The organism is Nonomuraea sp. NPDC050556 (genome assembly GCF_044457355.1).
Lineage (GTDB): Bacteria > Actinomycetota > Actinomycetes > Streptosporangiales > Streptosporangiaceae > Nonomuraea.
In genome coordinates this window covers 266022-278739 of the sequence record NZ_JBITGU010000002.1, presented here as the reverse complement: position 1 = coordinate 278739, position 12718 = coordinate 266022, and the positions used below count along the sequence as shown (strand labels likewise).

General features: G+C 67.4%; 13 protein-coding genes and 1 riboswitch. Of the genes, 6 read left to right on the top strand and 7 right to left on the bottom strand.

All coding sequences use genetic code 11. The annotated features are described in order from the left end of the window. Positions 1 to 17: 17 nt before the first annotated feature. The 5 genes from ACIBG8_RS19360 (at position 18) to ACIBG8_RS19340 (ending at position 3428) form a co-directional block, all read left to right on the top strand. A complete protein-coding gene (locus tag ACIBG8_RS19360) occupies positions 18 to 248 on the top strand; it encodes a hypothetical protein (RefSeq protein ID WP_397344210.1) in 231 nt (76 codons plus the stop codon). Then, complete coding sequence (locus ACIBG8_RS19355; protein ID WP_397344209.1) at positions 245 to 502, top strand: hypothetical protein; 258 nt, start codon at positions 245 to 247, stop codon at positions 500 to 502. The genes ACIBG8_RS19360 and ACIBG8_RS19355 overlap by 4 nt, the downstream gene beginning before the upstream one ends. 70 nt (positions 503 to 572) lie before the next feature. After that, positions 573 to 1412 carry an N-6 DNA methylase gene (locus ACIBG8_RS19350; protein WP_397344208.1) on the top strand — a complete coding sequence of 280 codons (840 nt, stop codon included), beginning with the start codon at positions 573 to 575 and terminating at the stop codon, positions 1410 to 1412. Positions 1413 to 1488: 76 nt separating this feature from the next. After that, on the top strand, positions 1489 to 1686 hold the full coding sequence (locus tag ACIBG8_RS19345) for a hypothetical protein (protein ID WP_397344207.1): 198 nt from the start codon (positions 1489 to 1491) through the stop codon (positions 1684 to 1686). 83 nt (positions 1687 to 1769) lie between these two features. After that, the gene (locus tag ACIBG8_RS19340) at positions 1770 to 3428 is read left to right on the top strand and encodes a recombinase family protein (RefSeq protein WP_397344206.1); all 1659 of its coding nucleotides are present in this window, start codon (positions 1770 to 1772) and stop codon (positions 3426 to 3428) included. 2 nt (positions 3429 to 3430) lie between these two features. Here ACIBG8_RS19340 and ACIBG8_RS19335 read toward each other — a convergent pair whose 3' ends face one another. From ACIBG8_RS19335 to ACIBG8_RS19310, 6 genes are all read right to left on the bottom strand, one after another. Further along, the gene (locus tag ACIBG8_RS19335; protein WP_397344205.1) at positions 3431 to 4852 is read right to left on the bottom strand and encodes an L-serine ammonia-lyase; all 1422 of its coding nucleotides are present in this window, start codon (positions 4850 to 4852) and stop codon (positions 3431 to 3433) included. Between the two features lie 61 nt (positions 4853 to 4913). After that, positions 4914 to 5303, bottom strand: a complete 390-nt coding sequence (gene gcvH / locus ACIBG8_RS19330; protein ID WP_397344204.1) for a glycine cleavage system protein GcvH — start codon at positions 5301 to 5303, stop codon at positions 4914 to 4916. Next, entirely contained in the window at positions 5304 to 6386 is a 1083-nt protein-coding gene (gene gcvT / locus ACIBG8_RS19325; RefSeq protein WP_397344203.1) for a glycine cleavage system aminomethyltransferase GcvT, read from the bottom strand. A 135-nt stretch (positions 6387 to 6521) separates the two neighbouring features. Further along, a riboswitch (glycine riboswitch) is annotated at positions 6522 to 6619 on the bottom strand. Between the two features lie 34 nt (positions 6620 to 6653). Next, positions 6654 to 8069 (bottom strand): cation:proton antiporter, encoded by a 1416-nt coding sequence (locus ACIBG8_RS19320; protein ID WP_397344202.1) that lies wholly within the window; start codon positions 8067 to 8069, stop codon positions 6654 to 6656. Positions 8070 to 8201: 132 nt separating this feature from the next. Beyond that, positions 8202 to 8855: a DNA alkylation repair protein gene (locus ACIBG8_RS19315; protein ID WP_397346144.1), complete on the bottom strand. Its 654-nt coding sequence runs from the start codon at positions 8853 to 8855 to the stop codon at positions 8202 to 8204. Between the two features lie 39 nt (positions 8856 to 8894). Then, on the bottom strand, positions 8895 to 9848 hold the full coding sequence (locus ACIBG8_RS19310) for an FAD-dependent oxidoreductase (protein WP_397344201.1): 954 nt from the start codon (positions 9846 to 9848) through the stop codon (positions 8895 to 8897). 39 nt (positions 9849 to 9887) lie between these two features. Here ACIBG8_RS19310 and ACIBG8_RS19305 point away from each other — a divergent pair, with 39 nt between their 5' ends. Next, a complete protein-coding gene (locus ACIBG8_RS19305; RefSeq protein WP_397344200.1) occupies positions 9888 to 10325 on the top strand; it encodes a MarR family winged helix-turn-helix transcriptional regulator in 438 nt (145 codons plus the stop codon). A gap of 31 nt (positions 10326 to 10356) precedes the next feature. On the opposite strand, the gene ACIBG8_RS19300 is transcribed toward ACIBG8_RS19305, so the two are convergent. After that, complete coding sequence (locus ACIBG8_RS19300; RefSeq protein WP_397344199.1) at positions 10357 to 12666, bottom strand: M4 family metallopeptidase; 2310 nt, start codon at positions 12664 to 12666, stop codon at positions 10357 to 10359. Between the last annotated feature and the right edge of the window lie 52 nt (positions 12667 to 12718).

Sequence of the window (12718 nt, the reverse complement as noted above, 5' to 3'; positions counted from 1 at the left end):
AGAAAGAAGGACGACGCATGGAACGCAACCAGTTGACCGGTGAGGAGATCACCCAAGCCATCCAGATCTGGGACTACGACTCGCGCATCACTGAGATCGAGGTCAAGAACTTCGGCCTGGGCTTCTACGCCAAGACCACCATCCAGGTATCGCCCGAACAGCTCACCGAGCTGATCGACCTCCTGGCGACCCGCTACAACCGGCTCGTCGACGACGGCCAAGCCGATACCGAGAAGTACCGACTGTGAGTTATACGCCCGATGGGCTGGCCTGGAAGCCGAACATCCCCCAGGACCGTAAGGGCGCGAGAGTCCGGTACTTCGAGCAGGCCGACCGCGACATCCGGGGAGCGGGAACGGTGACCTTCATTGTGGCCGGAGGCTCCGGGCGCTGGTTCGTCCAGCGCTCCCACTTCGGGGCGAGCCCCGACCCGCACCGCACCCGCTACTTCCCGAATCGCCGCACGGCTGTGGAGTGCTTCGTGCACCTGGCCTACGAGTAACTCCAGCTAAGCCTTTCCGCCCCGAGCCATCCGGCCGGGGCTTTGCTCTTTCTACGGCACGGAAGGTCATATGAGACCCGAGTACACGATCGCGGAAGCGGTCAGTGAGACCTGGTACGGCTACCACGGCACGGGCGGGATCGAGATCCCGATCGGCGTGGTTGCTTCGCTCCTGGTTACCAGCCCCGTCGTGCTCAAAGAGCTGCCCGACATGAGCGACGAGGAGTTCGTCAAGCTGCTGCGAAGGGTGTGGGGGCACTGGTGGCTTCAGCACCCGCACCTGGCCGACGTCGCTCGCCCCATCACGAGCTGGCTGGACGACCCCAGCCCGGAGGTGATGAAGGCTGCCAAGGCCGTGGCCCGCGCCGCAGTGCGCTCCCGGCTCAAGTCCTTCCAGGGGCTCGACACCGACATTCTGAGCTTCGTCATCACCGAGCTGCGCTCGCGTGGTGCACGCAAGGGACTCGGCGAGTATCACACCCCTCACGATGTGTGCGAGCTCATGGCACAGATGAAGATGAGGGAGCTGCCCGACAAGGGCTCCACGCTGGGCGAGCCCACCGCTGGAAGCGGCGGCATGATCCGGGCCACCGCCCGGCAGATCAAGCGGCTGGGCGGCGATCCGGCTGACTACGTCTGGCACATGGCCGACATCGACGCCATCGCCTGCGCCTGCGCAGCCGTCAACGCCCTGGTCTGGAACCTGGGTTCGGAGGTCTACATCTTCCACGGCGACATCCTGCGGTACGGCGACCACTTCGAGCAGTCGATCGAGCGGCGGCGACAGGCCGTCCGCGCCTGGGGCAAGGCCATCGATGACGCCCTGTCGGCCGCCCGCTATCTCCGTGCCACCCGAGCCTTCGAGGGCCTGGTCAACGCCAGGTACGAGGAGAGCCGCGCACCGTGCTGAGGAAGCTCTCCCAAGCCCTATTCCCAGCCAGTCTGACGACAGCCGGACCCATCAAGAGGAAGAAGGAAGAAGGCCAATGAAGGCGGAAGACCTAAAACCTGGCGACGACATCGTCCTGTGGGCGGGGCCAAGCCTCGGTGAAGTCAGCGCGTTAGTCCGCCGTGTGGAAGTGGCCCCTACGGGCAAGATCCGCGTCCACGTCGATGAGATCGAGTGGGCCGTGCTCTTGGTGGATGCCGGGGTCGAGATCGGCCTAGCAGACGCTGTGCTCTAGCCCCGACCACTCACTTGTGCGCGAAAGGGTCCTGGCCATGCCGGGGCCCTTTCGCGTTGGCAGACATCAGCAGAAAGGTTCGCATGCGTAGTGAGACCCGAGTCTCGCTTGGGCCTCAAGCGGCCAAGCGTCGGAAGCGAGTGGTTGGTGGCGTTCGAGAGTCGAGAGAGCGGGACGAAAGCACATCCCCGAAGATCCAGACCAAGAAGATCCATGGGTGGGCGGAGCTTTACGACGCCGACGTTATCGACATCGCGGTTGATCGTGATGTCTCCGGGAAGACCGTTTCACCTTGGGATCGCCCAGAGCTTGGGAAGTGGCTCGCCCAGCCACACAAGTTCGACATCCTCGTGGTGTCGCGGCTCGACCGCATCTGCCGGAACGCTGAGGACTTCTTCGCCCTGATCAGGTGGTCAGAGGCTCAAAGCATTGCCCTGGTCTTCATCGACGAAGGCTTTGACCTCACTACCCCGGCTGGCGTGGTCGCGGCGAAGATCCTAGCTGTCGTCGCCGAGTGGGAATGGACTCTGACTCGATCCAAGACCCTGGACGGGCAGCGCCAAGCCATTCAGGAAGGCCGATGGAGAGGCAGTATCGCCCCATACGGATACCGTCCGATCAAAGAGGTCCGGAACGGGATCTATGGGACGTACCTGGAAATCGACCCGGAGACCTCGGCAGTCATCCGCGACATCGTGTCCAGAGTCGTCGTGAAGAAGGAAGCCCTTGGGCGCATCGCAGAATCGCTCAACGAGGCAGGCATCCCTTCTCCTGCGGACGCGCATCGTCTCCGCACTATGAAACCGCTGAAGGGCACCAAATGGGCCACCGCCAACCTGATCCAACTCCTCCGCTCCCGAACACTGCTGGGCGAGTATCAGACAGTGGGCAACGGCACGCTCCGAAGCGAACAGACCGGTCTGGTGATTGCCAAGGCCGAGCCGCTCATGACGAGGGCGGAGTGGCTGGAACTTCAAGAGCGCCTTGACCAGGTTTCTCGGAAGAAGCTTCAAAACCGCAGCGGTGTGTCTGAGCTGCATGATGTGGCTTGGTGCGACGTGTGCGGGCTCAAACTGCATCACTTCCAGTCGGGTCCACGCCGCTACTACCGATGCTCCTCCTACGAGAACAAGGAGGGGCGTTGCGCGAACTCGATGGTCAATGCTGAGGTCCTTGAGGAGGAGATTTGGAAGATCTTGCTGGGCCTGTTCGGGGACAGGCCCCGCATGCGTCGGCAGTTGGTCCCCGGTGAAGATCACTCTGAAGAGTTGGCGATCATCGAGGAGGAGATTCTCAATCTTGCTGGGAACCTGGCAAGGGTGAAGCCAGGCTCTCTAGCGGCCCAGATCACCCTTGAGCAGCTTGAGGATCGAGAGGCTCGCAAGGAGGTTCTGGAGGAGATGCCGTCGCGGCCCTCTGAGGTGCGGTTCGTCGCCTCCGACGAGACTCTCAGGTCTGTCTATGAGTCGTGGACGGTGGATGAGCGTGGGCAGTTCCTGCGGGAGCACTCGGTGACCATCAGGGTTACCGTGGTCGAGCGGAAGACGAAGGAGCCAAAGCTGAGGCTCTTCCTGGGGAGTCTTCGGCAGGCGTATGACTTGGCGATAGGGCTCTCGGATGAGATTCGAGACCCGGAGGCTCTAGCGCTAGCGCTGGGCGGTCAAAGCTTGCAGCAAGAGCCCCGGTCTGAAGCGGTTCCGGTATTGGTGCGGATTGGGAAGCTTTCAGCGCCTCCCAAGTAGCATCAGCACTCGACGACGTTCACGCCGATCTCTAGCTCCTCAAAGGCGTCAGACTCGATGACGTTGACGGCGAGGCCGCCACGGGCGGTCTCCTTGTAGCGGCTGGACATGTCCGCACCAGTAGTGCGGACTGTATGAATCGCCTTGTCCAGCGAGACGAAATGCTTGCCGTCCCCCCGCAACGCGATTCTCGCCGCGGTAATGGCCTTGATGGACGCCACCGCGTTCCGTTCGATGCACGGGATCTGGACCAATCCGCCGATCGGGTCGCAGGTCAGGCCCAGGTTGTGTTCGATGCCGATCTCCGCCGCGTTCTCCACCTGCTCCGGGGTGCCGCCCAATACCTCGGTCAGGCCCGCGGCGGCCATCGAGCAGGCTGAGCCCACTTCGCCCTGGCAGCCCACCTCGGCGCCGGAAATGGAGGCGTTTTCCTTGAAGAGGACGCCAATGGCGGCTGCTGTCAGCAGAAAACGGACGATTCCGTCGTCTGTTGGTGCTGGGGTGAAACGTTTGTAATACGTCAGTACGGCGGGCACGATGCCGGCTGCGCCGTTCGTCGGGGCGGTGACGATTCGGCCGCCTGCCGCGTTCTCCTCGTTGACCGCTAGGGCGAACAGTGACACCCAGTCCATCGTCTGCAGCGGGTCCTTCTCCGGCGACTCCACCTGCAGCCTCCGGTGCAACCCGTGGGCCCGCCGCCGGACCTTGAGACCGCCGGGCAGCACGCCCTCCTTGGCGATCCCGCGCTCCACGCAGGACGACATGACGTCCCACAGCTCGCAGATGCCGGAGCGGATCTCCGCCTCGGTGCGGCCGAAGGCCTTCTCGTTCTCCAGCATCAGCCCCGAGATCGACAGCCCGGTGTTGGAGCAGTGCTTGAGCAGCTCCTCGGCGGAGGCGAAGGGGTACGGCAGGACCGTGTCGTCCGGCTTGATGCGGTCGGCGCCCGTGGCGTTCTCGTCGACGACGAAGCCGCCGCCCACCGAGAAGTACACCTTCTCCCGCACGACCGACCCGTCGGCGGCGAAAGCGGTGAAACGCATCCCGTTCGGGTGCTCAGGCAGGGAGATCTTGCGTTCGAAGACGAGGTCCTCGCCGACCACGAAGGGGATCTCGTGCGTGCCGTACAGCTTGATGGTTCCGGAAGCGCGCATCTCGGCGAGCCTGCCGTCGATGCTGTCGACGTCGACCAGCTCGGGCTTCTCGCCGGACAGGCCGAGCAGGACGGCCTTGTCGCTGCCGTGGCCCTTGCCGGTCAGGCCCAGCGAGCCGTACAGGATGGCCTCGACGCGAGCCACCCCGGAAAGGAGGTTGTCGTCGGACAGGCCGCGGGCGAACTTGTGGGCGGCCGCCATCGGGCCGCCGGTGTGCGAGCTCGACGGTCCGATGCCGATCTTGAAGAGATCGAAGACGCTGATCGCCATTGATGTGCGCCCTTCGCGCTATGGGGGAAGCCGGGGCCTTATAACGGCCCCGGCCGTAATTCTACGACTCGCCGGAGGTGAGGGCGTTGTACTCCTCGGCGGACAGCAGGTCCTCGGGGTCGCCCGTCATCCGGACGCGGAACATCCAGCCCTCGCCGTACGGGTCGTTGTTGACCAGGTCAGGCGTGTCCACGACGGTCTGGTTGACCTCGACGATCTCGCCGCCGACCGGGGCGTAGATCTCGCTCACCGACTTGGTCGACTCGACCTCGCCGATCGAGTCGCCCGCCTCGACGGTGGCGCCGACCTCGGGAAGCTGCACGTAGACGACGTCGCCCAGCGCCTCAGCGGCGTAGGCGGTGATGCCCACCGTCACGGTCAGGCCGTCGTCGATGCCGGCGACCCACTCGTGCTCCTTGGTGTAGCTCAGGTCGTCAGGGATGTTGCTCACTTACTTCCTCCTGTAGAAAGGCAGCTCAACCAGGTCCATTGCCTCATGGCTGCCCCGGATGTCCACGGCCAGACCTTCATTTACCCCATTGTCGACATACGCCATCGCGATGGGCTTGCCCAGGCTCTGGGAAGGCGCACCGCTGGTGACCTCGCCGACCACCTGACCATCAGCGACAACCGGGTATCCGTGGCGCGGAACCCTGCGGCCCCGCGCGACGAGACCCACCCGGCGGCGCGTGGGCGGGATGTCCTTGAGAGGCTCAAGGGCCGCCCTGCCCACGAAGTCGCCTGGCTTGTCGAATTTCACCACTCGCCCCAGCCCCGCGTCGAACGGGGTCAGGCTGGTGCTGAGCTCGTTGCCGTACAGCGGCATGCCCGCCTCCAGCCTGAGCGTGTCCCTGGAGGACAGACCTGCCGGAATCAGGCCGAAACCCGAGCCCGCAGCGAGCAGCGCGTTCCACAGCGGAACGGCGTCCTGGTTGGCGACGAACAGCTCGAACCCATCCTCACCGGTGTATCCGGTGCGCGCGATCAGCGCCTCGCGCCCGTCGACCAGGCCCGGCAGCCCGGCGTAGTACTTGAGCCCCGCCAGGTCGGCGTCGGTCAGCGTCTCCAGGATCTCCTGGGCGCGCGGCCCCTGCACGGCGATCAGCGCGTACTGCTCCGAGCGGTCATCGACCACCGCGTCGTACGGCTTCGCCCGCTCGAGCAGCTCGGAAGCGACGAGCTCGTAGTTGGAGGCGTTGGCGACGACCATGAACTCCTCGTCGGCCAGGCGGTAGACGATCAGGTCGTCCAGCACCCCGCCGGCCTCGTTCACGATCATGGTGTAGCGGGCGCGGCCGGGCGCCAGCGCCGACAGGTGGCCGACCAGCGCGTAGTCGAGCGCCTCGCCCGCCTGCGGCCCGGTCACGAAGATCTCGCCCATGTGCGAGAGGTCGAACAGCCCGGCCGCGGTGCGGACGGCGTTGTGCTCGGCTGACTCGCTCCCGTAGCGCAGCGGCATCAGCCAGCCGGCGAAGTCGGTCAGGGTCGCGCCGAGACTCTCGTGTACGTCTCGCAGCGGTGTCGGTCGTGCCATGTGTTCGCACCTCAGAGGCAGGGTCGGATGCCAGGATCCTCCCCCTCTGTCATGATGCCTGAGAGTTTCGCCCGGAGTTTTGGCCGGACTTTCACCTTCGGCGAGACCCTCAAGGCCTGCTTTCCAGAGGTCACCCTGGCCCGTACGGTCCTTTGCCTTGAGAGGTTTGCGGGGAGGGCTTGCTCCTTCAGGGGTCCTGGCCGGATGCCAGGACACTCTCCCGCACGGGTTCATCGGTGTCACGGCAAGCCTAGCCGTCACGGCGGGTCAAGGTGAAGTCGTCGAGTGCGGATCACGCAGATCGATCTCCTCGGTGAGCGTGTGCAGGGTGCCTGCGCCGATCGTGCCCTCGGCGTACAACTGACCCAGCGTCTCCCGCTGGGCCATCGCCAGCTCGCTGCGCAGGTCGCGCAGCTCGCCGCAGTTCGCCTCCAGGGTGAGCACCTGGCGTTGCGCCCAGATCGTGCCGCGGTCCAAACCCAGCCGTCCGGCCACCTGGTCGAGCCGCCTGATCGCGGCGGACACCGCGGACTGCCTGGCCCGTCGCTCCTCCTCGACCGGCCGCTCCTCTGCCGCCGGGCTCAGCGCGAGCAGGGCCAGGCCGCTGCACAGCACGACGGCGGCGGCCACGAACACCAGCGCAGAACGCCCGGTCACCGCCGGGATCGCCAGCGCCAGGGCCAGCGTGACCGCGCCGCGCGAGCCGCCCAGCGTGAACCCGGCCAGCATGTCGCGGCAGATCGCCAGCCCGGCCACCCAGCGCAGCGCCAGCGCGATCACCAGCACGGCCGCCGTGGCCAGGGCGACCGCGCCGAGCGGGAGTCCCGAGGTGGGTGCGAGCAGGTCGCGCAGTTCGAGGCCGAGGAGTACGGCTATCGCGCCGCCGAGCAGGAACACCAGCACCTGCCAGCTGATCCGCTCGGTCGCCCGAGCCGGGGTGTGCAGGTCGCGGCCGCGTGCGCCGACGTAGAACCCGGCGGCCACGGTGGCCAGCGGGGCGGACAGGCCGAGGTGCTCGGCGCTGAAGTGCGCAGCGTACGGCGTGGCCAGGGAGAGGACCAGGAGCGTGCCGGGGTCCTTGGCGAAGCGGCGCATCCGTACGACCAGCCAGCCGAACGCCACGCCGAGCGCGGCCCCTCCTGCGATCGCGCCGGCGAGCTGGGCGGTGGCGTGCCAGACGTCGACGCCCTGCTCCATCTGCTCCAGCGCCACAGCGAACAACACCAGCGCGACGCCCTCGCCGATCAGGCTCTCGCCGCGCAGCAGGGGCCGGTGGCCGAGCCGGACGAGCGCGTGGCCGTCGGTGGGGGCCACGGCTGCGCCGAGCGCCAGGGCGGCGCCCCAGGGAACTTCGGGGAGCAGGAGGCGCGCGACGGCGGCGACGGCTGCCGCGGTGACCAGGGTGAGGCCGATCCCGGCCGCCGTGATGGGACCGAGGACGGCTCGGGCCTCCCTAGGGGCGCTCCTGTGGGCCGCGTGGTGGTAGATGATCGGCGGGATGAGTACGGCGAGCACGAACTGCGGGTCGAGCTCCACCCGCGGGACCCAGGGGAGCGCGCCGATGACGAGGCCCAGCAGGACGAGCGGGACGGTGGGCGGGAGGCGGAGACGGCGGGTCAGCAGGCGGGCTGCCACGATGCAGACGGCGACGAGTGCGGCGATGAGAACGGGGTCGGACGACACGCGGGTGAGCACCTCCTTGTTGGCTTCCGGGGAGCCTAAAGGGGATTCATCCGCCTATTTCGGGCATTGCCTCGCAGAGAGGGCACTGTTTGCCGAGAAGTTCGCCCGTCCCGCGTGTCCCTTCCTTGCCCTTTATCGCGATTTATCCGGGAGTTGGCGGCGGACCAGCTCGGTGATCCAGATCGGGGCGTACGGGGACGTGCAGCCCGGGGGCGTCGGATAGTCCTTGAGGACCTCCAGCCGCTCGCCGATGTCCATCGCCCGGCTGCGCTGCGCGGGGTGGTCGATGCCGATCTGGGCCAGGCAGTGGTTCATCGCCCACTGCAGGCGGTCAGGGGCGTCCTTCATCCGGGCCTCGATGATGTCGAGCAGCGCCGGGAGGTCCAGGCCCTCGGGCCGCTTAGTGACGCGTTCCGTGGTCAGGGCCCAACCGGCGCTGGCGACCACGGGATCCGGGTCGGCGAACCACGCCAGGCGTAGCTCCTCCACCGCCGGGTGCTTCTTCACCACGTAGTTCACCAGCCAGTCCTGCACCTTGGGGGTGCGGGCCTGGCGCAGCATGGTGTCCAGCTCGTCGCGGTCGAAGGACTTGGGGCGGCAGATGAGAAGGGACAGGAGCCTGGCCGCGCTGTCGCCGGTCGCCCAGAGCTCGCGGGCGAGATCCTGCTGGGTCTTCAGGCGCTTGGCGAGGGCGCGCAAGTTGCCGAGGTTCACGGCGTGGTCGTCGCCATGCCTCTCGTTGATCTCGCGGGACCTCGGGTCCCCGAGCTCGGCCAGCTCGGCCATCACCTCGTCAACGGTCGTCTCGCCCACCCCGGCCTCCTGTCATGTGCGCATAAAAGGGGATTCGCGGGAGGCGGCCACCATGGCGAAGCCGTAGCGCAGCATCTCCTCCTCATACCCTCGCACATCCCCGGAAAGCACCGCTTCCACCAGCAGGCGGGCGTCGCGCAGGGCGGTGTTGGCGCCCTCGCCGCGTCCCGGGGACATGGTGTGGATCGCATCTCCGAGCAGCGTCACACCTGCCACGTCCCACGAGGAAACGGGCCGCGCGCTGCGGAGCCTGATCGGGAACGTCGTCGTCGCATCGGCGATGATCTTCCGTACGGCAGGGTGCCAGTCGTCCGTGAGGGTGCCGGTCAGGGTCCAGGTGAAGTAGTCGCCGGGGCGGCACGTCGCGATCGACACGGCGGAGCCGTCCGGCCCCGTGATCCGGTTGAACGTGTCCACCAGCAGGTCGGGCACGCCGTCCAGCGTCTCGAACGGGGTCACCCCGTAGACGGCGCTCCCGAGGTCGTCCAGGGCGGCGGTGGGCAGGAGTTGGCGGCGTACGACGGAGTCGGTGCCGTCCGCGCCGACCAGCAGGTCCGCGGTGGCCGAGGTCCCGTCGGTGAAATGAGCTGTAGGGCCGTCGAATGAGGCGCATGTCCGGATCTGGAGGTTCAGACCGGTCGCCAGGATCGAGCGCAACACGGTCCTGTTGATGCCGATGTGGCCCTCGACCGGCGGTATGGGCTTGACGAACTTGGGGACCAGCCGGTGGTCCATGAAGGCCATGCGTGTCGCCGGCCGGATCGCGCTGTCCAGGACGCGGGCGTAGAGGTCGCCGGGCAGGCAGGCGCGCAGCGCCCTGGTGCCCTCTTCCTTGAGCGTGAGGCGCCATCCCTGGTCGAGGGGGCGCGGGGAGGTCTCGTACACGGTGGCGTCGATGCCCTTGGCGCGAAGGCCCTGCGCCAGGCAGAGTCCGCCGATGCCACCTCCGATGATCGAAATCCGCATATGCTTGAGATTAGCTGTCATGACAATTATTGTCTAGACATGTTTGGTGAGGCAGCTCCTTCCCTGATCCCGCAGCTCGCCCGGCTGCTGCGTACGGCACTGGAGGCGGAGCTCGACGAGCTCGGGCTCACGACCCAGCAGGGGGCGGTGCTGATGCGGGTCGCGCTGGGGGAGAACACCCAGATCCAGCTCGCCCAGCTCGTCGGCACCGACACGGCGGGCATGTCCAGGCTCGTCGACCGGCTGGTGGCCAAGGGGCTCGTGACGCGGGAGGCGAATCCCGACGACCGCCGCTCCAGCGTCGTCGTGCCGACGGAGGCGGGCAAGGCGCTGCTGCCCTGGGTGATGCCGCTCTACGGCAAGGTCGGGGCCCGCCTGCTCGACGGCTTCACCGAGGAGGAGAAGGACCAGGCGACGGCCCTGCTGCTCAGGATGCGGGAAAACCTAAGGGCGCCCGGTTCCCACTCCACGAAGTGAGAACCGGGCGCCCGCCCCTAGCAGGGTCTCCTTAGATGGGCAGCCACAGCGCGAGCACGTTGGGCGGCTCCCAGCCAGGCTGTGAGGTGTGTCCCTGGCGGCAGCGGTAGCTGACGCCCTGGTAGGTCACCACGGCCCCGGTGGCGTAGGCCGTCCACGGCTTCCAGGTCGTGCCCTGGTCGGACCCGACCGTCAGCGTGAACGTCGTCGCGTGGTCGGCGCTCGTCCCGTCACCGTTGATCGAGATCGGGTACTGACCTGCGGCGACACTGGCCGTCGTCGCGATCGACACCGTCGAGGACTGTCCGGCGGTGATCGTCTGCGGCGAGAAGGTCACGGTCACGCCGGCCGGCTGGCCGGTGGCGCTCAGCGCGACCTGCTGCGCCTGCCCCGAGGTGACCTGGGTGCCGACCGTGGCGCTGGTCGACCCGCCCGCCTGGACCGTAGCGGACGACGGGTTGACCGAGATCGAGTAGTCGTCTGCCACGGTGCCGACCGTCAGCGAGAACGCGGTCTGCTTGTCCACGTCGGCCCCGTCGGCCAGCACGTTGATCGTGTGGTTGCCGTTCGGCGTGGCCGAGGTGGTGCTGAGGGTCAGCGTGGAGGTCTGCCCGGACTGGATGGTGGGCGGGCTGAAGGTCGCGGTCACGCCGGCCGGGAGGGTCCCGGTGGTCCTGAGCGAGACCGACTGCGCGTTACCGCTGGTGACCGTGGTCCTGACCGTCGAGGTGGCGGACCCGCCGGGCTGTACGGTGCCCGTCGCCGGGTCCAGCGCGACGGTGAAGTCGTTGCCCGTCGACTGGCAGGTCGGCTCGTTGGCCTGCGCCGGGACGCTGACGCCGTTCCACGCGTTCTTGACCACGTTGAACTCGACGCAGGAGCCGGGGAACAGCTGCTTGGCCGCCTGGAGGGTGGTCAGCCGCGCCTTGCCGTGCGTCCAGGGGATCGTCTTCATGTTCAGCGCCGTCTGGAAGACCTGTCCGGCCTTCTGGATGCCGATGCCGGTGATCGCCGCGCCGTTGTCGCAGCGGGTGCTGGCCGGCTTGCCCGACGGGTTGGTGCCCTCGGCGACCAGGTAGAACCAGTGGTTCTGCGGTCCGGCCCCGGCGTGCACCTCGGGGAAGCTGCCGGTGTAGCAGTTGGGGTGGCCGAGCGCCGACGGGTTGTACATGTTGCGGATCGGGCCCTGGCCGACCAGGTTGACCTCTTCACCGACGAGATAGTCGGGCGGGTCGAGGTTGGCCGGCTCGTTGGCGTAGGCCTCGGTCAGCGCGCCGAAGATGTCACCGGTGGACTCGTTGAGCCCGCCGGTCTCGTTGCCGCTGCCCGAGCCGCCGCTGCCCGAGGTCTGGAAGATGGCGTGGCCGAACTCGTGGCCGACGACGTCCATCGGGGTGGCCTGCTGGTTGTTGGCCTGGTTGTGGCCGAAGCTGGTGTAGCTGCCGTTCCAGTAGGCGTTGACGTCGGCCAGGCCGACGCGGATGGGGAAGCCGCTGCCTGAACCGTTGATGCCGTTGCGGTTCAGCCACTCGCGCAGCATGTTCCATTCCTTCTGCACGGCGAACAGCGCGTCGACGCAGGCGGTCTCCAGGTTGGTGCCGGAGCCGTTGCCCCAGTTGTCGTCCGGTCCCGTGTAGACCTGGCCGTCCTGGCCGCCACACTGGATGCCGGGCCGCGTGGAGTCGCGCATCGAGTACGACGGCGTGGTGTCGATGGTCACCGGGTTGCCGTTGTAGAAGCTGTTGCCCGTGCCCTCGCGGACCTCGTCGGCGGTGTCGATGACCTTGGCGGTCTTGGCGTCGACGAACACGTGCAGGACGCTCGGCCCGTGGGCGGACGCGCCGGTGACGAGCACCTCCCAGGCCAGGCGGGGCTTGGCGGTGGCCGCGTGCACGACGAGGGTGGGCGCGGCTGCGGTGTCGACCCTGGCGAGCTGCGCCTTGGCGACGGCGGTGGCCGCGGCGGAGGACACGGTGGCCTTGGTGTCGACCTGGAGCTTGGCCTGCTGGCCCGTGGTGATGTTCTGCACGACCGAGCCGGACTCGTCGGTGGCGACGACGACGTCACCACCGTAGACGGGCAGCCCCGCGTGGGTGCGTGCGTAGGTGAGGAACTGCAGCCCGCGCGGGCCGCCGACGGAGTTGGTGAGCGTGTACTGGTCCTGGTCGGCGGTGAGCAGACTCTGGGAGTTCGCGGCCAGGGCGCCGACCGCTGCGGAGACGGCGTTCCGGTGTTCCTGCGGGGTGGGCGGGTCGGTCTGTGCTACGGCGCTGGTGGCGCCTGTGGTGGTGAGGACTAACGCCAGGAGGGCGGCAGCCCCCAACTTGAGTCTGGGGTTCACTCTTGTGGCTCCTCTGGGGGGTGTTTTGACCCCAGTGCACACCGTTAGTGAA